The 25,332-nt window shown below is 72.6% G+C and carries 21 protein-coding genes; 9 read left to right on the top strand and 12 right to left on the bottom strand.

Annotation, left to right across the window (positions count from 1 at the left end; all coding sequences use genetic code 11):
• The first annotated feature begins 23 nt into the window (after positions 1-23).
• Complete coding sequence (locus LDL49_RS32275) at positions 24-515, top strand: hypothetical protein (protein ID WP_225296617.1); 492 nt, start codon at positions 24-26, stop codon at positions 513-515.
• 98 nt (positions 516-613) lie between these two features.
• Here LDL49_RS32275 and LDL49_RS32280 read toward each other — a convergent pair whose 3' ends face one another.
• Together LDL49_RS32280 and LDL49_RS32285 are read right to left on the bottom strand one after the other, a co-directional pair.
• Complete coding sequence (locus LDL49_RS32280; protein ID WP_225296618.1) at positions 614-1,774, bottom strand: winged helix DNA-binding domain-containing protein; 1,161 nt, start codon at positions 1,772-1,774, stop codon at positions 614-616.
• 6 nt (positions 1,775-1,780) lie between these two features.
• A complete protein-coding gene (locus tag LDL49_RS32285) occupies positions 1,781-2,395 on the bottom strand; it encodes a DinB family protein (RefSeq protein ID WP_225296619.1) in 615 nt (204 codons plus the stop codon).
• A gap of 61 nt (positions 2,396-2,456) precedes the next feature.
• On the opposite strand from LDL49_RS32285, the gene LDL49_RS32290 reads away from it, so the two are divergent.
• The 5 genes from LDL49_RS32290 (at position 2,457) to LDL49_RS32310 (ending at position 10,527) form a co-directional block, all read left to right on the top strand.
• The gene (locus LDL49_RS32290) at positions 2,457-3,452 is read left to right on the top strand and encodes a helix-turn-helix transcriptional regulator (RefSeq protein ID WP_225296620.1); all 996 of its coding nucleotides are present in this window, start codon (positions 2,457-2,459) and stop codon (positions 3,450-3,452) included.
• Positions 3,453-3,566: 114 nt separating this feature from the next.
• A complete protein-coding gene (locus LDL49_RS32295) occupies positions 3,567-3,980 on the top strand; it encodes a ribonuclease domain-containing protein (protein WP_225296621.1) in 414 nt (137 codons plus the stop codon).
• A gap of 7 nt (positions 3,981-3,987) precedes the next feature.
• The gene (locus LDL49_RS32300; RefSeq protein ID WP_225296622.1) at positions 3,988-4,353 is read left to right on the top strand and encodes a barstar family protein; all 366 of its coding nucleotides are present in this window, start codon (positions 3,988-3,990) and stop codon (positions 4,351-4,353) included.
• Positions 4,354-4,380: 27 nt separating this feature from the next.
• On the top strand, positions 4,381-4,848 hold the full coding sequence (locus LDL49_RS32305) for an MFS transporter (protein WP_225296623.1): 468 nt from the start codon (positions 4,381-4,383) through the stop codon (positions 4,846-4,848).
• A gap of 219 nt (positions 4,849-5,067) precedes the next feature.
• Positions 5,068-10,527: an ATP-binding protein gene (locus tag LDL49_RS32310; RefSeq protein ID WP_225296625.1), complete on the top strand. Its 5,460-nt coding sequence runs from the start codon at positions 5,068-5,070 to the stop codon at positions 10,525-10,527.
• 66 nt (positions 10,528-10,593) lie between these two features.
• Here LDL49_RS32310 and LDL49_RS32315 read toward each other — a convergent pair whose 3' ends face one another.
• Positions 10,594-11,454: an NmrA family NAD(P)-binding protein gene (locus LDL49_RS32315; RefSeq protein ID WP_225296627.1), complete on the bottom strand. Its 861-nt coding sequence runs from the start codon at positions 11,452-11,454 to the stop codon at positions 10,594-10,596.
• Between the two features lie 98 nt (positions 11,455-11,552).
• On the opposite strand from LDL49_RS32315, the gene LDL49_RS32320 reads away from it, so the two are divergent.
• Positions 11,553-12,281 (top strand): TetR/AcrR family transcriptional regulator, encoded by a 729-nt coding sequence (locus tag LDL49_RS32320; protein WP_225296628.1) that lies wholly within the window; start codon positions 11,553-11,555, stop codon positions 12,279-12,281.
• 156 nt (positions 12,282-12,437) lie between these two features.
• Here the strand turns inward: LDL49_RS32320 and LDL49_RS32325 are convergent, their stop codons facing one another.
• Genes LDL49_RS32325 through LDL49_RS32345 form a run of 5 tightly spaced genes read right to left on the bottom strand, consistent with a single transcriptional unit; the run spans position 12,438 to position 17,482 of the window.
• Positions 12,438-13,646 carry an alpha/beta hydrolase family protein gene (locus LDL49_RS32325; protein ID WP_225296630.1) on the bottom strand — a complete coding sequence of 403 codons (1,209 nt, stop codon included), beginning with the start codon at positions 13,644-13,646 and terminating at the stop codon, positions 12,438-12,440.
• 53 nt (positions 13,647-13,699) lie between these two features.
• Positions 13,700-15,139, bottom strand: a complete 1,440-nt coding sequence (locus LDL49_RS32330; RefSeq protein ID WP_225296632.1) for a S41 family peptidase — start codon at positions 15,137-15,139, stop codon at positions 13,700-13,702.
• Positions 15,136-16,188, bottom strand: a complete 1,053-nt coding sequence (locus LDL49_RS32335; protein ID WP_225296634.1) for an ABC-2 membrane transporter-related protein — start codon at positions 16,186-16,188, stop codon at positions 15,136-15,138. The genes LDL49_RS32330 and LDL49_RS32335 overlap by 4 nt, the downstream gene beginning before the upstream one ends.
• Positions 16,185-17,093 carry an ABC transporter ATP-binding protein gene (locus tag LDL49_RS32340; protein ID WP_225296635.1) on the bottom strand — a complete coding sequence of 303 codons (909 nt, stop codon included), beginning with the start codon at positions 17,091-17,093 and terminating at the stop codon, positions 16,185-16,187. Before LDL49_RS32340 ends, LDL49_RS32335 begins: the two co-directional genes overlap by 4 nt.
• On the bottom strand, positions 17,090-17,482 hold the full coding sequence (locus tag LDL49_RS32345; RefSeq protein WP_225296637.1) for a GntR family transcriptional regulator: 393 nt from the start codon (positions 17,480-17,482) through the stop codon (positions 17,090-17,092). The genes LDL49_RS32340 and LDL49_RS32345 overlap by 4 nt, the downstream gene beginning before the upstream one ends.
• A 236-nt stretch (positions 17,483-17,718) precedes the next feature.
• Here LDL49_RS32345 and LDL49_RS58585 point away from each other — a divergent pair, with 236 nt between their 5' ends.
• On the top strand, positions 17,719-19,113 hold the full coding sequence (locus LDL49_RS58585; protein ID WP_225296638.1) for a cytochrome P450: 1,395 nt from the start codon (positions 17,719-17,721) through the stop codon (positions 19,111-19,113).
• Positions 19,114-19,203: 90 nt separating this feature from the next.
• Positions 19,204-19,557 (top strand): hypothetical protein, encoded by a 354-nt coding sequence (locus tag LDL49_RS32355; protein ID WP_225296640.1) that lies wholly within the window; start codon positions 19,204-19,206, stop codon positions 19,555-19,557.
• 9 nt (positions 19,558-19,566) lie between these two features.
• On the opposite strand, the gene LDL49_RS32360 is transcribed toward LDL49_RS32355, so the two are convergent.
• From LDL49_RS32360 to LDL49_RS32375, 4 genes are read right to left on the bottom strand one after another with little or no spacing between them, the layout of a single operon-like run.
• Positions 19,567-21,891 carry a penicillin acylase family protein gene (locus LDL49_RS32360; RefSeq protein WP_225296642.1) on the bottom strand — a complete coding sequence of 775 codons (2,325 nt, stop codon included), beginning with the start codon at positions 21,889-21,891 and terminating at the stop codon, positions 19,567-19,569.
• A gap of 7 nt (positions 21,892-21,898) precedes the next feature.
• Positions 21,899-24,118 (bottom strand): FtsX-like permease family protein, encoded by a 2,220-nt coding sequence (locus LDL49_RS32365; RefSeq protein WP_225296643.1) that lies wholly within the window; start codon positions 24,116-24,118, stop codon positions 21,899-21,901.
• A complete protein-coding gene (locus tag LDL49_RS32370) occupies positions 24,115-24,807 on the bottom strand; it encodes an ABC transporter ATP-binding protein (RefSeq protein ID WP_225296645.1) in 693 nt (230 codons plus the stop codon). The genes LDL49_RS32365 and LDL49_RS32370 overlap by 4 nt, the downstream gene beginning before the upstream one ends.
• The gene (locus LDL49_RS32375) at positions 24,804-25,331 is read right to left on the bottom strand and encodes a PadR family transcriptional regulator (RefSeq protein ID WP_225296647.1); all 528 of its coding nucleotides are present in this window, start codon (positions 25,329-25,331) and stop codon (positions 24,804-24,806) included. Before LDL49_RS32375 ends, LDL49_RS32370 begins: the two co-directional genes overlap by 4 nt.
• Position 25,332: the final 1 nt, after the last annotated feature.

Below are 25,332 nucleotides of genomic sequence, written 5' to 3' on the forward strand. Positions count from 1 at the left end.
TCCGCAGCCGGGAAGCCCTGCTGGTGGCCGCCGCCGAACGCATCGTCGAACTGCATCACGCCGACACCGGCCAGGCCATCGACCGGGCCACCGAGCAGCCTGCGACGCTGGTCGACCTGTTGACGGAATCGCTGCTCACAGCCGCGACCACCCTGCGCAACCGCTATCTGGCGATCTTCGAACTGCAGATGGAGGCCGCACGCCGTCCGGTGCTCGCCTCAGTGCTCGCGAGCCTTCAGGACACGGCGTCGCCGGTCACCGCCGGGCACCACGACAAGCTCGGCCTCACCATCCCGCGCGAGAGGATCCCCGCCCTGATCGCGCTCTATGGGGGCGCGCTGTTCGTCCTGGCCACCGCGCCGCCGGGGAGCGTCAACAGGGAGGCCGTCCAGCACGTGGTCGAGGTCATAGTGCACGGTTGTGCCGTGCCCGAGGACCATCCCGTGCTCCGGCACGCTCAGCGTGGTGACGATCCGGTCGGCGGACGCCTCGGCGCCGACGGCCCAGCCGCCTGAAGAGGCTGCTGGGCGCGCCGGAACCGGCGATGAGGCGGTCACTCCCGCGGTCGCTCCCGCGGGAGTGAATGTGGCGGTCGCTCTCGCGGCCGGGTCGGTCAGTGGGGAGACGCGTCGATCTGTACGCGGTCGCTCTCGTTGTCGGAGAGGAACGCCGCCAGCGCCTGCCCCTGCTCGGCGACTTCGGCGCGGTCGGCTCGGGAGAAGCCGGCCAGCGGGGTGACGATCACGGTGCCCGCCTGGACGCTCCAGGTCGCGGCGACCCGGCCGTCGACCAGGACGACGCGGGCGCCGGCGACCGACAGGCCGCGGTGGGCGTCGTCGATGATCCGGCCGCGGTCGTGGTAGCCGAGGAGCGCGTTGTCGAACGCCGGCAGGAACCGTACCGGGGCGGGTGTGTCCGGGTCGGGGCGGGGCGCGTCCGGGAGGTCCAGCAGGACCCGGCCGCGCTCGTCGCGGAAGGTGACCAGCTCCTCTCGTATCGCGGCCACCGCCACCGGCAGTCCGGCCAGGCCGCACCAGGCGCGCAGGTCCGCCGAGGCGGCGGGGCCGAAGGCGGCCAGATAGCGCCGTACCAGCGCTTCACCGACCGGATCGGAGCCGTTCCGCTCGGAGCCGACCAGACCGGAACCAACCGGACCCGAGCCGTTCCGATCGGCCCCGTTCGAGGCCGCGGGGTCGAGCTCGTGCCCCAGCCAGGAGGAGAGCAGGACGTTGCGTACTCCCGCTCTCGTGCGCCACACCCCGCGCGGCGGCAGCTGCGCCATCGGGAGGAGCGCGGCGATGAGCATTTCGCCCAGCGCCCGCGGTCCCGCCGCCGGCCAGCGATCGGCCAGCGCCCCTGCGAGCTCGCTCATCGAGCGGGGCTCGCCGTCGGCCATCACCGCCCGACCCGCCGCGGCGAGCTCGTCGAGATCCACCCCGGCGAGCTCGTTGCGATAGGTCCCGAGTACGCGTTGGCGCAGCATCGCGTCGTGGCGGCCCCGCCAGGCCAGCACGTCGTCGGCGGTGACGAGGTGGACGGTGCGGCGCATGAGGTGGGTACGCACCACGCCCCGCCGGATGAGCAGGTCCGAGAGCGCCGCCGGGTCGAACCCGCGCAGCCGCGACCAGAGCCCGACGAACGGTTCCTGCGGCTCCTGCGCCTGCAGGCCGCACAGGTGCGCGACGGCGTCGAGGACCGGCAGGTCGGCGCGATCGAGCAGCAGTTGCCGGGCGAGCGTCGCGCGGTTGAGCGCCCGGGTGTCCAGAACGGTCATCGCCGCTCAGGTCGACTTCTGGCCGTCGAGCGTTTCACGCAGGATGTCGGCGTGCCCGGCGTGCTGGGATGTCTCGGCGATGACGTGCATCAGCACCGCGCGCGCACTGCGTACCGCTCCCGGCTGGTGCCAGGGCGCCTCCGGCAACGGGTGCGTCACCGACAGGTCGGGGACGGCGGCGACGATCTCCGCCGTGCGGGCGGCGACCTTCTCGTAACGCGCCAGGATCCCGGCCAGCGTGTCGCCGGGCAGCATCTGGAAGTCGTTCTGGTGGTCGATCATCCACTGCGGGAACTCACTTGCGGTGCCGGACGCGATGTCGGCCCAGGTGACGCCCTCGGGCAGGGCGTAGGTCATCGCCGACGGACCGTCGACCACGAAGCGCAGCCACGCGTCCTCCATGGAGGCGACGTGCTTGATCAGCCCGCCCAGGCACAGCGCGCTGACCGTCGGGCGCTCGCCGAGTTGCTCGTCGCTGAGCCCGCGGACGGTGTTGGTCAGGGCGGATCGCGCGCTCGCGAGCGCGGCGAGCAGGGCGTCCCGCTCGGCGTCGAGGGTTGCGGGGGGCGTGGTGGTGGTCACGGCGTTCGGACCCTTCGCGTCGTTGTCGTTGTCTGGCACACGACAACAGTCGCAGAGGAAGAGGACAGGGAGTGACCTCTTCTCGGGGCAAAATGAGGTCATGCCGAAGACTTCCGCGCGACTGCTGTCGTTGCTCTCGCTGCTTCAGACGCGCCGGGACTGGCCGGGGGCGCTGCTGGCCGAGCGGCTGGACATCAGCCCGCGCACCGTACGCCGCGACGTCGGCCGCCTGCGTGAGCTCGGCTATCCCATCCTGGCCTTCAAGGGGCCCGAGGGCGGCTACCGGCTCGACGCCGGCGCGGAGCTGCCCCCGTTGCTGTTCGACGACGAGCAGGCCGTCGCTCTGGCCATCGCGCTCCAGATCGCCGCCACCTCCAGCGGGGCGGGCATCCAGGAGGCCGCGGCGCGCGCGCTGAACACCGTCCGGCAGGTGATGCCCGCGCGGCTGCGCCACCGGATCGACACCCTCCAGGTCACCGCCGTCGAGCGGCCCACGAGCCGACCGGCCCCGCAGGTCGACAGCGGCGTCCTCATGGCACTCAGCGCCGCCGTCCACGCCCGGGAGATACTGCGTTTCGACTACCCACCCGGGGTGGACGCCGACGGCGTGCCGACCCCGCCGCGCCGGGCGCAGCCCCATCACCTCGTCACGTGGGGCGGGCGCTGGTACCTCGTCGCGTGGGACCTCGACCGCGAGGACTGGCGCACCTTCCGTGCCGATCGGATCACCCCGCGCACCCCTACCGGACCCCGCTTCACCCCGCGCGAGCTGCCAGGAGGCGACCTGGTCGCCTTCGTGACCAGCAAGTTCCGGGGCGTCGACGGCGCCGGCGACTGGCCCTGTCGCGGCGAGGTGATCCTCGACCTACCCGCCGCCGCCGTCTCCCGCTTCACCCGCGACGGAGTCGTCGAGGAGCTCGGCCCGAACCGCTGCCGGCTCGTGCTGGGCTCCTGGTCCTGGCCCGGCCTGGCCGCCACCCTCGGCCGGTTCGACACCGGCATCGAGGTCGTCGGCCCAGCCGAGCTCAAGGACGCCTTCGCGCGCCTGGCCCGCCGCTACGCCGCCGCGGCGGCCTCCTCGCCGGGTTCGGAGTGATCGAACAGGAGCCGTCCGCGAAGTGTTCACCTTCCCCTTGGCATTCTTTGCCTTGATTTGACCAGAGACGACCGGCGAACATGACCATGTCTGTTACCCCCCGAAGGAGGCCTCGTGCACACCCAGCCGCGCCCCCGCCCTCCCTGGCACGTACGACTGACCGTCGTCCTCGCCGCCCTCACCTCCCTCATCGGCCTGGTCGGCATCACCCCGGCCAACGCCACGGTCTACAACTCCTGCACCATCTCCCGCTGCGCCGACGCACGCTCGGCCGACTCGATCTGGGCCGCCAAGAACTACCCCACCAGCAGCGGCTGGTACGCCTGGACCGACGGCAGGTACAACTACACCGGCGGGCGCTTCTACAACCGGGAGGGCCAGCTCCCCAGCGGCGCCACCTACTATGAGTACGACGTGTACTCCCGGGCGCGGGGCGCCGCGCGTGACGCGTACCGGATCGTCGTCAACCGCAGCAGCGGTGTGACGTGGTTCTCCCCCAACCACTACACCGACTTCTACCGTCTCTAGGACCGCCATGACCGCCGCGCATCCGCTGCCGCACTGGCTGACAGTGTCCACCGACCCTGCGCCGGCGCTGGTGGATGGGCGGGCCTGCCGGACGCGTGCCGCCTTCTTCGAGGAGGTGGCACGCGCCCTGCGTCTCCCCGGCCACTTCGGCCGCAACTGGGACGCGCTCACCGACTCCTTGCGCGATGTCGGCGCCGTCACCCTGACCGTCGGGCACGCCGAGGAACTGCTCGGCGCCGAGCCTCCCGGGCAGCTCACGACCCTGCTGGCCGTCCTCGCCGACGCGGCCGGGACGGGGCTCACCGTGACCCTGTGCACCGACCCCGGCCAGGAGGCCCTGCTCCGGCAGCGAGTCGCCGCCGCGCTGGCCTGAAACCCCGGATCGGGTCAGCGTGCGCTGATGGCGCTGTTCGGCCTCGGGTCGTTCGCCGGCGTGACCATCGGCGGGCGCCTGTCCGACACGCGGCCGACGCCGGTCCTGATCGCGGGTGGGATCGCCCTGCTCGCCGGGTGGGCGCTGTTCGCCGCCACAGCCGGCGGCCCGGTCGCCACGCTCCTGCTCGTCTTCGTCCAGGGGACCCTGTCGTTCGCCGTCGGCTCGACCCTGATCGCCCAGGTTCTGTACGCGGCCACCCAGGCGCCCTCGCTCGGCGGCTCCTTCGCGACCGCGGCCCTCAACGTGGGCGCGGCGGCCGGTCCCGCCATCGGCGGCGCCACCATCGCCGCCGGGCTCGGCTACACCTCGCCCCTATGGGTCAGCGCCGCGCTGGTGGCGGCGGCGTTCGCCACGGCGGGCCTCGCCCAGGCCGTACGGCGCCGGCGGAGCGCGCCGCGCGAGGAACTGCCGGCCTCGCACAGGACCGGGTGACCGCACACCGAGCGGGCGCATCACGCTGTGGTGGCCGCACGGTAACCTAGGGCCACCTGGCACGCCCGCGCACGCGTGCTTTTGGTCGTTCCCTACAACTGTGGAGCCTTGGCGTGCTCCCTCTGCGACATTCCCCTACGAGCCGGCAGAGGCAAGGCTGTACAGGTGCGAGGGGGTGCCGCAGGGAAGGCGCGCACAGTCAACAGGAGGGCTCGGTCGGTGTTCAGTCGTGTCGCCATCGTCAACCGTGGTGAGGCCGCGATGCGGCTCATCCACGCAGTCCGGGAGCTGGCCGCGGAGACCGCGACACCGATCCAAACCGTCGCGCTGCACACCGACGTCGACCGCACCGCCACGTTCGTGCGCGAGGCCGACATCGCCTACGATCTCGGTCCGGCGTCCGCGCGCCCGTACCTCGACCTGAAGGCGCTGGAGCGCGCGCTGGTGGAGACCGGGGCCGACGCCGCGTGGGTCGGCTGGGGCTTCGTCGCCGAGGACCCGGCGTTCGCGGAGCTGTGCGAGAAGATCGGCGTCACCTTCGTCGGGCCGAGCGCGGAGGCCATGCGCCGGCTCGGCGACAAGATCGGCGCGAAGCTGCTCGCCGAGGAGGTCGGCGTGCCGGTCGCGCCGTGGAGCCGCGGCGCGGTCGAGACTCTGGACGCCGCCCTCGCGGCGGCGGCCGAGATCGGCTACCCGCTGATGCTGAAGGCGACCGCGGGTGGCGGCGGGCGCGGCATCCGGGTGGTCACGAACGAGGCCGAGCTCACCGACGCCTACGAGCGCACCAGTCAGGAGGCCGCGCGGGCGTTCGGCAGCGGCGTGGTGTTCCTGGAGCGCCTGGTCACCGGCGCCCGGCACGTCGAGGTCCAGGTGATCGCCGACGGCCAGGGCACCGCGTGGGCGCTCGGCGTCCGCGACTGCTCGGTGCAGCGGCGCAACCAGAAGGTCATCGAGGAGTCGGCGTCGCCGGTGCTCAGCCCCGCGCAGACGGCCGAGCTCAAGGCGTCGGCCGAGCGGCTGGCCGTCGCGGTCGACTACCGGGGCGCGGCGACCGTCGAGTTCCTCTACCACCCCGGCGACCAGCTGTTCGCCTTCCTGGAGGTCAACACCCGGCTGCAGGTCGAGCACCCGATCACCGAGTCCACCACCGGGTTCGACCTGGTCAAGGCGCAGCTGCGGGTGGCGTCCGGCGGCCGGCTCGTAGGCGCGCCGCCGGTCGAGCGCGGGCACGCCGTCGAGGCCCGGCTCAACGCCGAAGACCCCGACCGCGACTTCGCGCCCTCCCCCGGCCGCATCGCGCGGCTGGACCTGCCGGCCGGGCCGGGCATCCGCGTGGACACCGGCGTCAGCGAGGGCGACACCATCCCGGCCGACTTCGACTCGATGATCGCGAAGATCATCGCGTACGGCGTCGACCGCGACGAGGCGCTCGGCAGGCTGCGCCGGGCCATGGCGCAGACCACGGTGATCATCGAGGGCGGCGCGACGAACAAGAGCTTCGTCCTCGACCTGCTCGACCAACCCGAGGTGATCGACGCCAGCGCGGACACCGGCTGGATCGACCGCGTCCGCGGCCAGGGCAGGCTCATCTCCCACCGGCACTCCGCCGTCGCGCTGGCGGCCGCCGCCATCGAGGCGTACGAGGAGGAGGAACGCGCCGAGCGGCAGCGGTTGCTGTCCACGGCGTTCGGCGGCCGCCCGCAGGTGCAGCACGAGAGCGGCCGGCCGCTGGACCTCAAGCTGCGCGGCGCCGGCTACCGCGTGCGCGTCGCGCGGGTCGGCGCGCACCGCTTCCGCGTCGGCGTTCAGGCAGGTGACGACGTCCGCACCGCCGACGTCGAGCTCGAGCGCTTCGACCGGCACTCCGGGCGGATCATCGTCAACGGCACCCCCTACCGCCTGCTCACCGGCGCGCACGGGCCGATCCACCTGGTCGAGGTCGACGGCGTGACGCACCGGGTCAGCCGCGACGAGGGCGGCGTCGTCCGCTCGCCCGCGCCCGCGCTGGTCGTCGCCACGCCGCTGAAGGTCGGCGCCGAGGTCGAGGCGGGCGCTCCGGTGCTGGTGCTGGAGAGCATGAAGATGGAGACGGTCCTGCGGGCGCCGTTCAGGGCGCGGCTGAAGGAGTGCGTCGTCTCTGTGGGCAGCCAGGTCGAGACCGGTGCGCCGCTGCTGCGGCTGGAGCCGCTCGCCGACGACGCCGAAGCCGCGAGCACCTCGGCCGCCGAGTCCGTCGAGCTGGACCTGCCCGCCGCGCCGGGGCGGATCCCGGCGCGGGAGCGCGCCGCGCGCGGCCAGGAGGACCTGCGCAGCCTGCTGCTGGGCTTCGACGTCGACCCGCACGACGAAGGCGGGGTGCTCGAGGACTACCTCGCCGCCCGCCGGGCGGCCACCGAGGACGGCCATCGGCCGCTGGCCGAGGAGCTCGCCCTCGTGGAGGTGTTCGCCGACCTGGCCGAGCTGAGCCGCAACCGGCCGGCGGGCGAGGACTTCGGCGCCGGCCACGTCTACAGCGCTCGCGAGTACTTCCACACCTACCTGCAGAGCCTCGACGTCGAGCGGGCCGGGCTGCCGGCCGCCTTCCAGGCCAAGCTCGCCAAGGCGCTCGGCCACTACGGCGTCACCGACCTGGAGCGCTCTCCCGAGCTCGAGGCCGCGGTGTTCCGGATCTTCCTCGCCCAGCAGCGCGCGGCCGCCGACGCCGCAGTCGTCACGACGTTGCTGCGCGCCTGGCTGCGGGAGTCGCCGCCGGACGAGACGCTGCGCGAGCCCGCCGGTCTCACGCTGGAGCGGCTGCTGGCCGCGACCCAGGTCCGCTTCCCCGTGGTCTCCGACCTGGCGCGCGGTGTGGTGTTCGCCTGGTTCGGCCAGCCGCTGCTGCGCCGCAACCGCGCCCGCGTCTACGCCGACGTCCGCAAGCACCTGCGTCACCTGGACGCGCACCCGGACGCGCCGGACCGCGCCGAGCGCATCGCCGAGATGGTACGCACCACCGAGCCGCTGGTACGCCTGCTCGGCCAGCGGCTCACCCGCGACGACCTGGACAACGCGGTCATGCTGGAGGTGCTGACCCGGCGCTACTACGGCAACAAGGGTCTCACCGGCGTCCGCACCAGCCAGGCCGGAGGCTGCACGTTCGTGGTCGCCGAGCGCGCGGGTTCCCGCGTGGTCTCCTCCGCGGTCGCCTTCGAAGACCTGGGCGGCGCGCTGCGCGGGCTCGCGGAGCTGGTGAGCGGCGAGGACGCCATCGACGCCGACATCTATCTCGCCTGGGAGAACCAGCCGGAGGACTCCGAGGCGATGGCGGCCGCGCTGCACGAGGTCGTCAGCGCGCACCCGCTGCCGAGCCAGGTCCGCAGGGTCACCGCCACCGTCGCGGGCAGCGGCGGCACGGTGATGCACCACCACTTCACCTTCCGCCCGTCGGCCACCGGGATGACCGAGCAGCGGCTGATCCGCGGCCTGCACCCGTACATCGCGCAGCGGATGCAGCTGGAGCGGCTGAGCAAGTTCGACCTCACCCGGTTGCCGTCGTCGGATGAGGAGGTCTACCTCTTCCGGTGCGTGGCGCGGGAGAACCCCTCCGACGACCGCCTCGTCGCGTTCGCGCAGGTGCGCGACCTGACCGAGCTGCGTGAGCACGACGGCCGGCTGGTCGCGCTGCCGACGGCCGAGGACACCATCGCCACCTGCCTCGACTCGATCCGCCGCGCGCAGTCGCGGCGGCCGTCGGAGAAGCGCTTCAACACCAACCGGATCGTGGTCTACGTCTGGCCGCCGAGCGGCATCACCCGCGCCGAGATCGAGATGATCGCCGCGCGCGTGCGGCCGACGACCGCGGGCGCCGGTCTGGAGGAGATCCTGTTCATCGCGCGGCAGCGCGACCGGACGACCGGCGAGCTGACGAAGATGGCCGTGCGCATCACCTTCGACGCCACCGGCGGCACCGACCTGACCATCGGCGAGCCGTCGGACGAGCCGGTCGAGCCGCTCGACGACTACCGGCAGAAGGTGCTGCGGGCCAGCAGCCGCAACACGGTCTACCCGTACGAGCTGACCGGCCGGCTCGGCGACTTCGCCGAGTACGACCTCGACGACGACCACGCGCTGGTGCCGGTCGACCGGCCGAAGGGGCGCAACACCGCGGCGATCGTCGCGGGCGTGGTCACCACGCCGACCCGTCGGCACCCGCAGGGCGTCACCAGGGTCCTGCTGCTCGGCGACCCGACGAAGTCGCTGGGCGCGCTGTCGGAGGCGGAGTGCCGCCGTGTGATCGCCGCGCTCGACCTGGCCGAGCGGATGCGGGTGCCGCTGGAGTGGTACGCGCTGTCAGCCGGTGCCCGGATCTCCATGAAGTCCGGCACGGAGAACATGGACTGGGTGGCCGCGGCGCTCAAGCGGATCGTCGAGTTCACCCAGGACGGCGGCGAGATCAACATCGTGGTCGCGGGCATCAACGTCGGCGCGCAGCCCTACTGGAACGCCGAGGCGACGATGCTCATGCACACCAAGGGCATCCTGGTGATGACGCCGGACTCGGCGATGGTGCTGACCGGCAAGCAGTCGCTCGACTTCTCCGGTGGCGTGTCGGCCGAGGACAACTTCGGCATCGGCGGCTATGACCGCGTGATGGGCCCGAACGGGCAGGCACAGTACTGGGCGCCCAACCTGGCCGCCGCGCGGGACGTGCTGATGTCGTACTACGACCACACCTACGTCGCGCCCGGCGAACAGGGGCCGCGGCGGGCGACGACCACCGACCCCGTCGACCGCGACATCTCCGACTTCCCGCACTCCTTGCCGGACAGTGACTTCACCACCGTCGGCGAGATCTTCTCCGCCGAGGCCAACCCCGACCGCAAGAAGCCGTTCGACATCCGGACCGTGATGCGGGCGCTCTCCGACCAGGACCACCCGGTGCTGGAACGCTGGGCGGGCATGGCCGACGCGGAGACCGCGGCGGTGCAGGACGTCCATCTCGGCGGCATCCCGGTGTGCCTGCTCGGCATCGAGTCACGGGCGGTGCCGCGGCGCGGGTTCCCGCCCACCGACGGCCCGGACACCTACACCGCGGGCACGCTGTTCCCGCGGTCGTCGAAGAAGGCCGCGCGGGCGATCAACGCGGCCAGCGGCAACCGGCCGCTGGTGGTGCTGGCGAACCTGTCGGGCTTCGACGGCTCGCCGGAGTCGATGCGGAAGCTGCAGCTGGAGTACGGCGCCGAGATCGGCCGCGCGATCGTGAACTTCCGCGGGCCCATCGTGTTCTGCGTGATCTCGCGCTACCACGGCGGCGCGTTCGTGGTGTTCTCGAAAGCGCTGAACCCGAACATGACCGTGCTCGCGCTGGAGGGCTCGTTCGCCTCGGTGCTCGGTGGCGCCCCCGCCGCCGCGGTGGTGTTCTCCGGCGACGTCAACGTCCGCACCGCGGCCGACCCGCGCGTGCGGGAGCTGGAGGCGCGCACCGCGGCCGCCGCCGGCACCGAGCGCGCCGCGTTGACCGCGGAGCTCGACGAGCTCCGCGCGTCGGTCCGCGCGGAGAAGCTCGGCGAGGTGGCCACGGAGTTCGACCGGGTGCACAACATCCAGCGCGCGGTGGAGGTCGGGTCTGTGGACGCCGTCATCCGCGCCGCCGAACTCCGCCCGCGCATCATCGAGGCCATCGAGTCGCGTCTGCGTTAGCCCGCGTCAGACCAGGTTGACCCGCGCCGGTCCTCCGTAGCCGCGTCAGCCCAGCGTTGGCCCGCGTCACTCTGTGAGGGCCGCTTTCATGACGTCCCGCAGGGGCGTCGGCGGGTGGCCGATCAGGTCAGCCAGCGCCGGGTCGACCTGGGCGAACTCGCCCTGCCTGCTGGCGGCGAACATTCCGGCGAGCATCCGGGCCTGCGGCTCCGGCACGCCATGGGCGAGCAGGTTCGCCACGTACTGCTCGTCGGTGATGACGACGCGCCTGATCGGGCGCCCGGTGAGTTCGGCGGCGATCGCGGCGACGTCGGCGAGGTCGAGGGCCGCGGAGCCGGTCAGCGGCGGGGTCGGGCCGTCGAAGCGGCCCTCGTCGGCCAGGATGACCGCTGCGGCCTCGGCCAGGTCGGCGTGGGCCGTCCAGGAGACCGGTCCGTCCTGCGGCGCGACCAGTTCGCCGGTCCGCAGGGCGTCGCCCAACAGCATCAGTGTCGTCGCGGCGTAGAAGCCGTTGCGCAGTGAGGTGCGGGCGACGCCGGACTCCTCCAGAGCCGCCTCGGTGGCGGCGTGGTCGGGGATGGGCGCGAAGAGCGAGGACGGGTTCGCGCCCATGTGGCTGGTGTAGAGGATCCGGCGCGCGCCGGCCTCCTTGGCCGCCGTGATCGCGGTGCGGTGCCGGCTGACCGCCGTGTCGCCGATGGCGTCGGCGGAGACGATCAGGACCTGTGAGGCGTCCTCGAAGGCGTGGGCGAGGCTCGCGGGCTCGGCGTAGTCACCCCGGCGGACGCGGACGCCCCGTTCCCGCAGCCACTGGGCCTTCTCCGGGTCGCGGACGCTCACCGCGACCTTCTCGGCGGGGACGCGTTCGAGCAGTTCCTCCACGATCGCCCGGCCGAGCCGGCCGCCGGCTCCGGTGACGATGATCATTATGGCCTCCCTAGCCAAGCAATGCAATCAGTGCTAACGACATAGACAGTATCACTGATAAATAGTGATGCTAACGCGAATCTGTTATCGTTGCCACCATGGATGCCGATGACGTCGACGCCGGGGGCGGCCCCCGCGCACGCATCCTCGCCGCCACGGCCAAGCTGCTCGCCGAGGGCGGCCGGGAGGCCGTGTCGACGCGTGCGGTGGGCGTCGCGGCAGGAGTGCAGGCTCCGACCATCTACCGGCTCTTCGGCGACATGCGGGGCCTGCTCGACGCGGTCGCGGCCGAGGGCTTCGCCGCCTACCTGAGCAGCAAGACCGGCCGGGAGCACATCGCCGACCCGGTCGAGGACCTCCGCGCCGGCTGGGACCTGCATATCGGGTTCGGCCTGGCCAACCCGGCCCTGTACCTGCTCATGAACGAGCCGCGCCTCGGGGCCGCAGGTGCCCCGCCCGCCGCCGCCCCGCCCGCCGCCGTCGCCGGCGAGAAGGTCCTCACCGCGCACATCCGCCGGATCGCCGAGGCGGGCCGGCTGCGCGTCAGCGAGGAACGCGCCGCCCACCTCGTCCAGGCGGCCGGTCTCGGCACGACGGTCAGCCTGATCACCATGCCCGCGGACCGCCGCGATCCGGAGCTGTCCATCCTCGCCCGCGAGGCGGTCATCGCCGCGATCACCACCGACGCCCCGGCGGCCGCGGCCCCCGGGCCGGTGACCGCCGCGGTCACCCTGCGCGCCGTCCTCCCACAGACCACCGCCCTCACCGACCCGGAGCAGCGCCTCCTGGAAGAGTGGCTCGACCGCATCGCCGACCCGGCCGGCTGACGGCTCCCAGGGGGTTCGTCACACGACCGTCGCGGCCCCTGTGACGGTCCGTGGTGGCTGGCGTCCCTTGAGGGGATATCCCCTGCGGGGGAGGAAGACGATGGTCCGTCGTGGCCGGCGTCCCTCGGGAGGGACCCTGCGGGGGGAAGAAGACGGCTAGGCGCAGGTCTTCTTGGCCGGAGTGCAGAGGTCGACCTCCGGGTAGCGGGGCGAGGGTTCGTCCAGCAGGGGTTGCCGCTCGCCACGCAGGTGCAGGTCCAAGAAGGCTCGGACGTACGTACGGGTGATCTCCACGGAGCGGGCCGCGGACAGGTCGCCCGGCAGGCCGAGGCCGAGAGGGCCGGCCAGGAGCGGCACGTCGGTGAAGGACTGGTGATCGGCGCCGGGCAGCTGGAGCCAGCGTTTCCAGCCGGTGAGGAGCTTCCAGTCGCGGTCCCACGAATGGTCGCGGCCTCCGGGTGGGTGGCCGGACGAGCCCATGAACAGGAACGGCCGCGACAGCCCGCTCTTGGGGATCCGGGCGTAGGTGGTGCCGTCCATGTCGATCCCGGCGCGTACCCGGGAGTCCTTCAGCATGGCCGCCAGCGCGCCGGCGCCGCCGATCGACTGGCCGGCCATCGCGATCTTGGACGGGTCGATCAGCGAGGAACCCTTCCAAGTCGCGTCCGCCCCGGTCAGCCGGTCGAGCACGAAGGAGACGTCGGCCGCCCGAACCCCGGCCACCTTCGTGCCGAAGCCGACGTCCGAGTCGCTGTCGCAGGCGACGCATTCGGCGACCCGACCGTCCGGGAAGGTCGTCGCGTAGTTCTCATACGTGTGGTCGATGCCGGCCACCACGTACCCTCTGCTGGCCAGCTCCTCGCCCAGGGCCGTGAGCGTGGTCCGGGGCATGGTGAAGCCGGGCGAGAGCACCACCAGGGGCAGAGCGCGCTTGCGCCCCGCCGGTTGGGCGTCGCTGAAGGCGTTGGTGCGCGTCCTGCTCAGCAGGTCGTACGGCGCGCCGGTCACCTTCTTGCCCTTCAGGGTGAGCTCCGACTCCTTCGGCGTCATGTACGGCGCCCGCCGCCCCTCACGCGCCCGCGTCGGGTACCACAGGGTGACCATGAGCTCCCTGGCCTTCGCTTCGGGCACCCATGGGTCGGGGCGGGAGGTGTCCTTCAGATACAGGGCGGTGGTGCCGACCGGCTGCGTGCCGGTGGGCGCGGGCAGGACCGGGGGGCCGGTGGGTCTGGGGGAGGGGCCGGTGCCGGCGCCGGACCTGGGCGGGGTGGGCGCGGAGCAGGCCGCCGCGGCGAGGAGGACCAGCCCGGTGACGGCTGCCAGACCACCGCGCAGGAGGGGCTTCGGGGTGATGGCATGAGGCATGAAGAGGTCCGTCCTTTCGGCGGGACGACCTGGTGGGGGGGGTGGCAGGGTCGTCACTTGTGCAGCAGGGTCAGGGCCCTGGCCAGAGCGGGGTCGCGGCCGGCGGCGGCGTCCGTCGGGGTCAGCGGCACGTAGTCGTCGGGTGCCACGCCGACCCGGTCGATCACCTCGCGGCCGGGCGCCAGGTGGTGCTTGGACGGGAAGCCCAGCATGGTGTTGTTGCCGAGGAGGTACGGCTGCGCCGGGCCCGAGATGACGCCCGCGGTCCGCGTCCCGACCAGCCGGCCGAGACGCAGGTCCTTGACGGCGGAGCTGAAGTGCTCGCACGCCGAGGCGCAGGCGCGGTCGGTGAGCACCACCAGCGGCAGGTTGAGCAGCGCGACGCTGTCGTCGGTCCGCGTGGTCTCGCACGTGCCGTCCACGGCGCACTGGTAGGCGGTGACCTTGCCGTGGGCGAACCCGCTCAGCAGGCGGGTCGCCTCCACGGGGCTGCCGCCGCCGTTGCCGCGCAGGTCCAGCACGACGCCGGTGAGCGTCCTGCCGGTGCGCAGCCTGGCTATCGCCTTGAAGACCCGGTTCGCGGCGTCGGGCGCGAAGCCGCGCAGCCGTACGTAGGCGATGTCGTCGCGCGGCAGCTTGGCCGTCACCAGTTGCGTGGTCTCCGGATCAGGCTGGTACAGGCCGGGCTTCAGGGTCACGCTCCAGCGGCGGCCGGTGTCCTGCCGCAGCAGCCGGAGCCGGACCGCGGCGGCTTCCGGGTACTGCGGGTAGAGCCTGGCGATCGCGGCCGGGGTGACCTCTCCCTTGATGAAGGGCGCCGAATCGTTGATCGATTCGATGACGTCACCGGGGCGCAGCCCGGCCTTCTTCGCCGGTCCGCCGAGGACGGAGGTGACGAACAGCGGGGGCAGGGCGGCCCCGGGGTTGCCGGCCACCTGGGGGCCGATGTTGGCTCTGAGGCCCAGGCCGTACTGGTCGTCGTCGTAGGAGTCGGGCGGCCGCTGAACGCCGGACGTCCAGCGGGCGTGGTTGTCGCCCAGGGCGGCCACGATGGCGCGCAGGGTGGCGGCGGCCAGCTTCGCGCGGAGCCCGGCGTCCGGCGGCAGCCGGTCCGTGACCCGCCGGTAGGCCGCCTCGAACGCGGCCCAGTCGGCTTCGCGATCCCCGGCGAAGGCCGGCAAGGTGGCCTCGGCCAGGTCGCGCCCGCTGCGGTTGAGCTCCTGGGTGAAGGCGACGAATCCCGCGCTCAGCAGCGAGCGGGCGTCCAGCGTGGTGCCGCTGTAGTAGTTGGCGAGGATGCACCGGTAGGCCTGCTCGATGACGTCGATCGTGGCGGGTGTCTCCGCCGCGATACCGGGACCCCGCTGAGGCGGCGCGCACGCGGGCGTTCCGCCGGCCGCCGCCTTGCCGGGCTGGGTGCGCGGCGGTGTCTGCCCCGTGCAGGCCACCGCCAGGAGGAGGACGAGTCCGGCCGTCACGGTCTTGCCGATCATGACAGGCGCCTTCGGATCCACCAGAAGCACAAGCCTGTCAGGCCGAGGGTGAGAAGGGCGTAGATTCCGGTCTCGATCCACTGGAAGGGCCAGAAACGCTCGAAGGGCTGGTACGTCGCCTGTTGCCGGTAGCCCACCCGATTGATCTCACCGAGGCATCCGCTCTGGCCGCTTGGGTCCGGCTTCTGCTCCTCGGATGGTGAGCAGGGTCCCGATGTCGTGGAGACCTGGACGAGGCCGTCGGCGCCGACCGGGCGGCCGGCCGGATCGACGAGCCGGCTGGACAGGACCCAGGCGCCGGTGTGGCCGGGTATCGCCGAGTCCAGGATCACGCGCGGATTCGCGCCGCCGCGGGGCAGGCCGATGTTGTCCACGTTCTCGCTGCTGAGCGTGAAGGCCGAGCTGACCGGCGGGAGCAGGTGGGGCCGGACCAGCAGCGGCAGGGCGATCTGGAGGGCGGCGAAGACGACCAGGGTGACGGCCATGGCGGTCAGGGTGCGGCGCAGGAACATCCCCATGGCCACACCGAGGACGAAGGCGAAGGCCGCGTACCCCATGGGGGCGATCCCGCGCGCGCCGAACACCAGCGGATCCATCAGCGCGAAGCCCGGGGCGGCCGACTTGTCCAGGGGGCCGGACCACCAGGTCACCGCGAGGCCGCACAGACCGGCGGCGGCCATGGCGGCCAGAGCGGTGAAGGTGAGCTTGACGGCCAGCCAGCGGGTGCGGGTGATGCTCTGGTTCCACACCAGCAGGTGCGTGCCGGCCTCCAGCTCCCGGCTGATCAGCGGCGCCCCCCAGAAGAGCCCGACCAGGCCCGGCAGGATCAGCACGATGACGGTGACGATCAGGAAGGGGCCCTGATAGTCGTCGAAGAACCGGTCGAAGAAGCGCGCGCAGTCGCCGTTCCGTGCGCAGGCGGTGATCCCGCTGGAATAGGCGTCGGCCAGGGACGGGCCGGTCAGCGCCAGGGCGGCGGCGAGCACGACGAGGACCGCGGCCATCATCGCGGCGGCCCCGCGGAACTGACGCCAGGTCAGCCAGATCATCGCTGCACCTCCAGGGCGACGCGCCGGTCGGGGGCGGTCTTCTCCATGTAGGCCAGGACGAGGTCTTCCAGGTTGAGCCGGCTGACCGTCCAGGCGGGATCGAGGATGGGGGCGTCGGTACGGACGACGAAGGTGCTCTGCCGCTCGGTGTGCCGCGCGGAGACGACGTGCTGGTCGCCGGGGAGCCGGTCGGGGTCACGGCGCGGGCCGGTGAGCCGGTGATGTGTGGCCAGGAGCCCCTCGACCTCGCCCGCCACCTGGACGCGCGAGTCGGCCAGCACGATCAGGTAGTCACACGTCCGTTCCAGGTCGGCGACCAGATGGGAGGAGAGCACCACGCTGAGCTCGTGCTCGACCACGGCCTCCATCAGGCCCTGCAGGAACTCGCGGCGGGCGAGCGGGTCGAGCGCGGCGACCGGCTCGTCGAGGATCAGCAGCTCGGGCCGCTTGGCCAGGCCCAGGGTCAGGGCGAGCTGGGCCCGTTGGCCACCCGACAGCTTTCCCGCCCGGTGCGCGGGATCGAGCCCGAGTCGCCGGATGCGTTCGCCGGCCACAGTGGTGTCCCAGCCGGGATTGAGCCGGGCGCCCAACCGCAGATGGTCGGCGACGCTCAGCCCGGCGTAGACGGGGGTCTCCTGGGCGACGAATCCGATCTTGGCCAGCGACGCCGGGCTGCCGGCGGCATGGTCGCCGAGCACGGTGATGCCGCCCGCCGTCGGCGCCAGCTGGCCGGTGGCCAGCTTCAGCAGCGTGGTCTTGCCGGCTCCGTTGGGGCCCACCAGCCCGACGACGTGCCCGGCGGGGATGTCGAGGGTGCAGTCTCTCAGCGCCCATCGCCTGCCGTACTTCTTGCCCAGCCCCTGGGCGCGCAGGACAGCGGCGCTGCCCTGGCTCGGCTCGGTCATGCTATGTCCTCCTGAGAGGCGGTCCGAAAGGTGGTCATGAACAGGGCCTCGATGCTTTCGTCGTCGAGGCCGGCCAGGCGGGCCTTGGCCAGCCAGCGCCGCAGGTCCTGGCGCAGCCGGCCGTGCGCGGCCAGCGAGGCGTCGGTCAGCGTCTTCGTCACGAACGTCCCGACTCCCGGCCTGGCCGCCGCAAGGCCCTCGTGCTCGAGCTCCCGGTAGGCCTTGAGCACCGTGTTGGGGTTGATCGCCAGCCGCGCCACCACCTCCTTGACCGTCGGCAGCTGGTCCCCCTCTTGCAGCAGGCCCAGCCGCAGCGCGTGCCGTACCTGCTGCACCAGCTGCAGGTAGGGCGAGACGCCGGACCGGCCGTCCAGATGGAACTCGATCACGATCACTCCATTTATCTAGACTCCTAGTACTTTAGATTACTAGGTCTAAGGAGGCGGTAAGGAGCTGGTGCCCCCGGCGTGGTCCCTCAGGCCGGACTCTTGCCATGACCAGCGGGATAGGTGATGCTTACTGACCTCTTGTGTGAATCGGCCGAAAGCTCCCAGAGCGCATCACTCGTGCTGTTACCTCTGCACCGACGTGGCGACGGGAGCAAGCAGAGAGGTAGTTCGTCCCCGTGACCCATGGCCCGTGGCCCCAGCAGCCCGCGCAAACACCACCGTCGACATCCATAGAACCGCTGCTGACCAGGGAATACGACGCCGATCCCGGCCTCGTGCACGAACGCCTGCGCGCCACGTACGGACCGGTCGCCCCGGTCGACCTCCTCGGGGTGCCGGTCTGGTTCGTCCTGGGCTATGAGGAGGTGCTGCGCGTCCTGCAGAACACGGGCGGCATCTGGAGCAAGCACGTCGACAGGTGGCAGGCCAACATCGAGGGGCGGCTACCGGCGGACTGGCCGCTGCTGCCCGTCTTCCAGATCAACAACTCGGCGTTTCAGGAAGGTACGGCGCAGCGCGAGTTGCGGGGCGCGTGGACCAGCGCACTCATGCCGTTCCAGAACCCCGGCCACATCCAGGCGCAGCAATTGGAACGTTCGATCGTGCGCTACGCCGACGACCTTCTCGACGTGCTGGCGGAAGGCGGCTCCACGGGATGGGCGGACCTGGCGGCGCAGTACGCGCGGCCACTCCCCCTGATGGTCGCCAACCGCATGCTCGGCTTCACCGCCGCACGCGGCGAGGACGTCGTGATGGACATCTGGCGGATGGTCGACGCCGGGCCGGACGCGCCCGCGGCGTTCGAGCGGCTGTACGCCGCCATGACGGAGCTCGCGGCGAGCAAGCGCGACCATCCCGGGGACGACCTGCCCTCCTACCTGATCGAGGCGAAGCCGGACTTCACGCTGGACGAGCTGGCCCGCGAGCTCCTCATGCTGCCCGGCCTGCTGGACTTCACCGCCAGCCTCGTCTGCAACGTGGTCGTCGAGGTCATCTCCAATCCGGATGTCCGGGAGAGCCTGTCGGCGGGTTCGATCGACGAGACGGTCAATCGGGTCGCCCTGCTCAATCCGCCGATGGCCAACCTGACCTTCCGGTTTCCGATGACGGACGTGAAGCTGGGCAACTACACGATCACCGCCGGGGATCCGGTCATGCTCTCCGTCGCGGCCGCGCACGCCGACCCGCGCTTCGCCGGGGCGATCGACCGGCAGGCCATCCGCAGCACCCGCGCCCACCTCGCCTGGGGAGCGGGGCCGCACAGCTGCCTGGGCCAGCGGCTCGCGACCCAGATCGCCACGATCGCCGTACGCCGGCTCTTCAGCCGGTTCTCCAAGATGAAGCTGGCGCTCCCGGCCGACCAGCTGCCCTGGCGCCCCTCCCCCTTCATGCGAGCGCTGCGGTCCCTGCCCGTCCAGTACGAACTCGCCAGCCCCCACGTCCCCGTGACCGCCCCCGCTCCCGCTCCCGTGGACACGCAGCCGTCCCCCGAGGGCGAGGCCGCCACCGGGCAGGCATCACCCCGGTCCGCGCTGTGGAACTTCCTGCGCGGGCTGCGTCGCGGACGATAGGTCCCGGCCAACCGGATGGGGCGCTCCATTTACCGTGCTACGGTGGCCGGTAACTGGAGACTCCCCTCCAGTTACCGGGATGGAGGATCCGTGCCCTACAGAAAACGCCTTCCGAAGCGAGTGGTCAGCCGGGTCAACGCCTGCGCGAGCGCGCTGCGCGCCTCCCCTCGCTGGGGTCGGCTGGTGCGGAAACACCTCACGATCGTCACCTACACGGGCCGGCGCTCGGGACGTGTCTTCAGCACACCCGTCGCCTACCGGCGGGCGGGCGACGTCATCACCATCGGCGTGCAGATGCCGGACGCCAAGGAGTGGTGGCGCAACTTCCTGGACGAGGGCGGCCCGATATCGCTGGATCTGGACGGCGCCGACCGCACCGGGCACGCGGTCGCCCGACGTGACGAAGCGGGCCGCGTCACCGTCACCGTGCGCCTCGACGCCTGAGCTGAGCCGTCACCCTCCCACCGTGGAGGTCCTCAGCTGCGGGGCGGCGGCGATCTCGGCCTCGGTGAAGCGCTCGGTGACCCACTGGCCACGCGAGAACAGGACCGTCTGGTCGGTGTGGTGGGGCGAGGCGGGGTTGGCGGACAGGGAGTAGGTCAGGACGGTACGCGTACGCGGCCCGTCAGGGGTGAGCTCGACGGCCATCATGAAGCTGGAGCCGGTGTCCACCTCCGGGTAGCGCCCGTCGGCGCCGAGCAGGCCCCTCATGCGCACCCGGTCGAAGCAGCCCTCCCCCTCGGTGCAGCCGGGAAGCGGGATCGAGGCGTAGCGCTGCGCCTGGCCCGGAGTCAGCGTCAGGGGGACGCGGTTGGTTTGGAAGAACGACACGGCATCGGCCAGGGCCTGCCGCACCGTCGGATCCTCGCTCTTGAGCCCCCGAGGGGTGGTCAGCGGACGCGCGGGATCGAACGGCACCCGCCAAGGGCTGATCACGGGCTCGCCCGGCCTGGTGGGGCGCCCGAGCCGGGTGAAGAACTCCCGCCACAGGATGGCCCCCTGGCCGTCCAGGGTGGCGCGCCCGTCCCAGTCGCGCAGCGTCCGGCAGGCCGCGCGCACGCTCACCCGCTTGCCTTCGGAGGTGGTCGGCTCGGGGTCGGCACGGCACAGCCGGAGCAGGTCCGGGCGCATGAGCTCGAAGGTGTAGTTGCGCTTGCCGTACACGGTGGCCTGGAGGGTTTTCAGGGTGAAGCCGGGCGCGCCGAGGCCGTCGGCGCCGGACCGCCGCTGGGCGATCATGTCCAGGCTGACCCGGGGGCGCGGCTCCAGCTCGGTGCGCGCCTGGCCCCACGCGCGCGGGTAGCCGGTCAGCGGTGCCGACGGGTTCGTCAGCCAGAAGGTGTTGTTGGAGTTGGCCACGTAGTCGGCGCGGGTCAGCCTGGGCTGGTTGGCCGGTCCGAAGATGCCGGGCACCACGGCGTCGCCGTCCTTGCCCCACCGGCACGCGGAGGCCGAGCCGTCCAGGACGTACGCCTCCAGCCCCGGAATGGGCGAGGGCTTGGCGCAGCGGCGCGCCTTGGCGTCGGTGACGTGAGGAACCACCGAGGTGTCGGCGAAGTAGGCGGTCCCGCCGGCGTCGGTGGCCAGCGTGTGGACGAACGCCATGCCCTGGTAGGTGGTCTGGGCCGCGCGTAGCTCGGCGAGGTTCCGCGCCCGGCCCATCGCCAGCCACTCGTCGGTGGCGCGCAGGTTGGCGGCGCCGGCGTCGGCCAGCGCGTACGCGACCTTGTCGGTCTGCCCGACGGCGAGCACCGGGCCGTAGCGCGAGGTGTAGAGCGTGTGGCCGCTGGTGGTGCCGTCCTGCAGGGTGACCTCCACCTCCTGGCGGCCCACGGGCTCCGCGTGGCCGTCCACCAGGTAGCTGCTCCGGTCGCCCGCGAGCGTCAGCTGGTAGACGGTGAAGCGCTGGGCGTGGGAGACGGTGTGGGTCCAGGCCACGCTCGCGTTGTGGCCGATCTGGACGACCGGCGTGCCGTACAGGCTGCCGCCGGAGACGTCGAGCACCCCGGGAATGGTGAGCTGCACCTGGTAGAAGCGGCGGATCCCGTTCCACGGGAAGTGCGGGTCGGCCAGCAGCATGCCGTGGCCGTCGCGCGTCGCCTGCCGGCCCAGCGCCCAGGCGTTGCTGCCCGCGGCCGGTCTCCTGTCCGGGCCGTCGGCCTCGGGCCCGCGCACTCCGGTGATGGCGTCCTTGAGCCCGGAGTTGCCCACCATCCGGTTGAGGTCGAGCAGGTTGTTCCAGATGTCCGTGGCGGTGATGGGGCCGACCCAGGCCTTGCCCCGGCAGGTGGGATCGGGCAGCTTGGCCACCCCGGTGTCGGCCAGGTAGCGGTTGTACCCCGCGACGTAGCCGTCGACCAGGCGGCGCACCTCGTCGCCCGGCCCCACCGGCGCGGGCCGGGCCAGCAGCCGTCCCACGACGCCGGAGCCCGCGACGCTCTTGTAGTAGACGTCGCTGGACAGGTTGGTGACCGGGCGGACCGGGTCGTCGGACATGGCCGTGGCGCCGAAGTAGCGGGAGCGCTCGCCCCGCATGGTCACCACCCACGAGGCCAGCACGCACAGGTTGTCCTGCGCGAAGGCGTAGCCGTACCCGAACCCGAGGCCGCCGTAGTCCTGGGCGGAGATGTGCGGGATGCCGTACTCGGTGCGCCGGATCGTGGCGGAGTAGCGCTCGTCGGCGGCAGCGGCGACGGACGGCGCGGTGGCGCGCACCACCACCACGGAGGCGAGCACGACCAGCGCGAACAGCGCGGCCAGTCGCGGTATGAGCTTCATGTGGCTCCTATTCGAAACGGGCGTCGTCGGGCGCGGTCAGGCGCCTGAGCAGCGGCAGGCCGGCCAGAATCACCAGCAGGGAGGCGGTCAGGCCGCCGCCGACGGTCGCGAAGTAGACGGGGCCGGGCAGCGCCAGAGCGGTCTTCTTCATGGCGAGCTGGTCGATGAGCGGCTCGGCCACGCCGAAACCGGCGCCGGCGGCGAGCACGGCGGCCAGGACGAGCGGCAGCGCGGACTCCAGCAGCACCACCCCGGCCAGGGTGCGGGTGGGGGTGCCGGCCAGCCGCAGCAGGGTGAACGGCTGCCTGCGTTCGACCAGCCCGCCGCCGACCGCCACCACGAGGCTGCAGCCGCCGACGATGAGGGTCAGGGCGACGACGGCCAGCGCGATGTTCTGGCCCTGGGTGTACAGGGTCGCTCTGACCTGGGCGACCTCGGCGAAGGTCATCGGGGCCTCGACGGTGTGCTCGGCCAGCAGCGTGCGGATCCGCTCCACCGCCGCCGGGTCGGCCGTGGAGATCAGGATCGCCTCCATGGCGAGGCCGGTGGTGGTGGAGACGGACCGGCTGCCGGGTCCCGCGACGGGAAGGATCTTGTCGATGGTGAGCGGGTTGTCGGCCCCGGCCACGCGGTTGAAGACTCCCGCCACGGCGTACGCGGCCGCCGGGCACCGCCCGAGCACGGGGAAGCGGGCCAGGCGCGCGCATTCGACGACGGTCCTCGGGGGCGGTGGGCCGTCCGTGGGCATGGGGGCGCTCGGCTGCTCCGCCATGGCGTAGATCGGCAGTACGTCCACGCCCGGGAAGTCGCGCAGCCGGGCGAGCAGGTCCTTCTGCGCCTGCTGGGCCAGCCCCGCGGTGCCGGGCCGGTCGAACTGGGCGCGCAGTACGTGGTTCAGCGCTCCCCCGGCCACGGCCTGCTGGCCGGACAGCACCGCGGGGACGACGCCGGCGATCGCCGTGCCGACGAACACCGCCAGCACGAGCCCGCTCACCGCGCGGAAGGCGGCCTTGGGGTCGGCGGCCATCCGCTGCGCGGCCAGCAGCGTCGCCGCGCTCCGGGTCCGCCGGGCGGCCAGGCGGGCGGCCCGCATCGTCAGCCAGGGGCCGGCCAGGATCAACCCGACCATGATCAGGGCGAGCCCCGCCACGGCCAGCACGGCATCCGGGTCGTTACCGCCGCGGAACACCGGTCCCGCGAACAGCCCCAGCCCGGCCAGCACCGGGATCACCCGCCACGCCCTCGGCGGGGGCGCCGCGCCCTTCCTGGCCACGCCGAGGGGTGAGATCCGCACCCGGCGTAGCGACCACAGGGCGGCGCCCGCCGCGGCGACCGGCACGCAGGCGAGCACGGCCGCGTACTGCCAGGGACGGGGGGCGATCAGCTCGGGGAAGAAGCGGGCACCCGTGATCCGCACCCCGGCCAGGGCGGGCCGTACCACCTGGAAGAGCGCCAGACCGGCCAGCGCGCCGAGCAGCGCGCCCAATGCGGCGTCCACCGCGGCCAGCACGTTGATCTGCCGGGAGGTGGCGCCTACCAGCCGGATCGCCGCCAGGCGGCTCTCACGGCGGGCGGCCGCCAGCCGGGTGGCGGTGCCCACGAGCGCCAGCAGCGGGACGACCAGCGCGATGGCGCCGACGCCGAAGCCGAAGCGGTAGATGTCGGCGTTGCCGTCGGTCGCGGGCTCGGTGGCGACCGTGTCGACCTGCGTGGCGCCGGGCATGGCGGCGACCTGCCCCGGCGTCCGTCCCACCACGATGGCCAGCTCGTCGGGCCCGGACAGTCCGGCCTGGCCGATCAGCCCGGCACGGGTGCCGGGGAAGCGATCGGCGAGTCGCTCGCGCGGCGCCGAGTCCAGCAGCGTGGCCAGCGCGGGCGAGGCGTAGTACTGGCCGGGAGCGGGCATGCGGGACAGGCCGGGGATGACCGGCGCCCGGGCGCCGAGGGCGGCGGCGTCCAGCCTCGTGATCGTCCGGCCGGCGTAGTAGTCCTCGTGGAGGTTCCACAGCGCGCCGTCGGCGGTGGCGTCCAGGGCCCAGCCGTTGGGGGCGGTGCCGCGCGTGCACTCCCAGCACCGGCGGTCGTTGGTGGCCTGGTAGGCGTTGAAGAGCGACAGCGTGCCCAGCAGCACCGCGACGCCGGCCGCCACCCCGGCGACGATCAGCGCCAGCCGGGCCGCCGCCTCCCTGCCGCTGCTCAGCGACAGCCGCAGGCCCAGCCGGATCATCGGACGATCCCGCCGGCGTACGGGTCGGTGACCCGGCCGTCGCGGACGACGACCTCCCGGTCGGCACAGGCGGCCACCCGGGCGTCGTGGGTCACCACGATCACGGTGGTGCCCTCCTGGCGGGCCAGGCCCACCAGCAGCTCCATCACGTGCTCGCCGGTGAGCGAGTCGAGCGCGCCGGTCGGCTCGTCGGCGAAGACGACCCGCGGGCCGGTCACCAGCGCTCTGGCGATGGCCACCCGCTGCGTCTGCCCGCCGGACAGCTCCCCCGTACGCCGGCCGCCCAGCTCGGCCAGCTCCAGCCGCTCCAGCCAGGCGGCGGCCCGCGCGTAGGCACGACGGCGCCGGGTACGGCCGAGCAGCAGCGGCAGCGCCACGTTGTCGGCCACGGTCAGCTCCGGCACGAGCTGGCCGAACTGGAAGACGAAGCCGAAGGCGGTGCGCCGTAACTCGCTGCGGCGGCCGTCGTTCAGCGTGTCCAGGCGCCGTCCGTCGAACCACACCTCGCCGCTGTCCGGGGTGAAGATCCCGGCCAGGCAGTGCAGCAGCGTCGACTTGCCGGAACCGCTGGGTCCCATGACGGCCAGGACCTCGCCCGCGCTCACCGACAGGCCGGCCTCGCGCAGCGCGGGCGTGTTGCCGAAGGAGCGGCTGATCCCCTCCGCCCGCAGTACGGGGTTGACGATCATCGCTCGCGCACCGCCGCCGTCAGCGCGTCCAGCCGGGCCTGGGTGACGTCGATCCACCGCAGGTCGGCCTCGAGGCGGAACAGCCCGTGATCGGCCAGCAGCGCGTCGACGAGATTGCCGCCGCGCTTGACCTCGGTCAGCTCACGCATGCGCCGCAGATGCGTCGCACGCTGGGCGTCGAGGTAACCCGCCGCGTCACGGCCCAGCATCAGGGCCAGCACGACCTTGGTGAACAGCACGGTCTGCAGGTACGGCTCGGCCGCCACCGGCTCGGCCAGCCACTCCTCGACCTCGCCCGTGCCCACCGGGGTGATGGCGTAGCGCTTACGGTCGGGCCCGTCGCCCGGCTCGCTCGGCCCGGCGGTGATCTTGCCGTCTCTGGCCAGCCGGCCGAGCGTGGAATAGACCTGGCCGAAGGGCAGGGGCTTACCGCGGCCGAAGAAGGTGTCGTAGTCGCGTTTCAGGTCGTAGCCGTGACTCGGCTCCCGTTCCAGCAGGCCGAGCAAGGCGAGGGGGACGCTCATG

This window comes from Nonomuraea aurantiaca (assembly GCF_020215705.1).
GTDB lineage: Bacteria > Actinomycetota > Actinomycetes > Streptosporangiales > Streptosporangiaceae > Nonomuraea > Nonomuraea aurantiaca.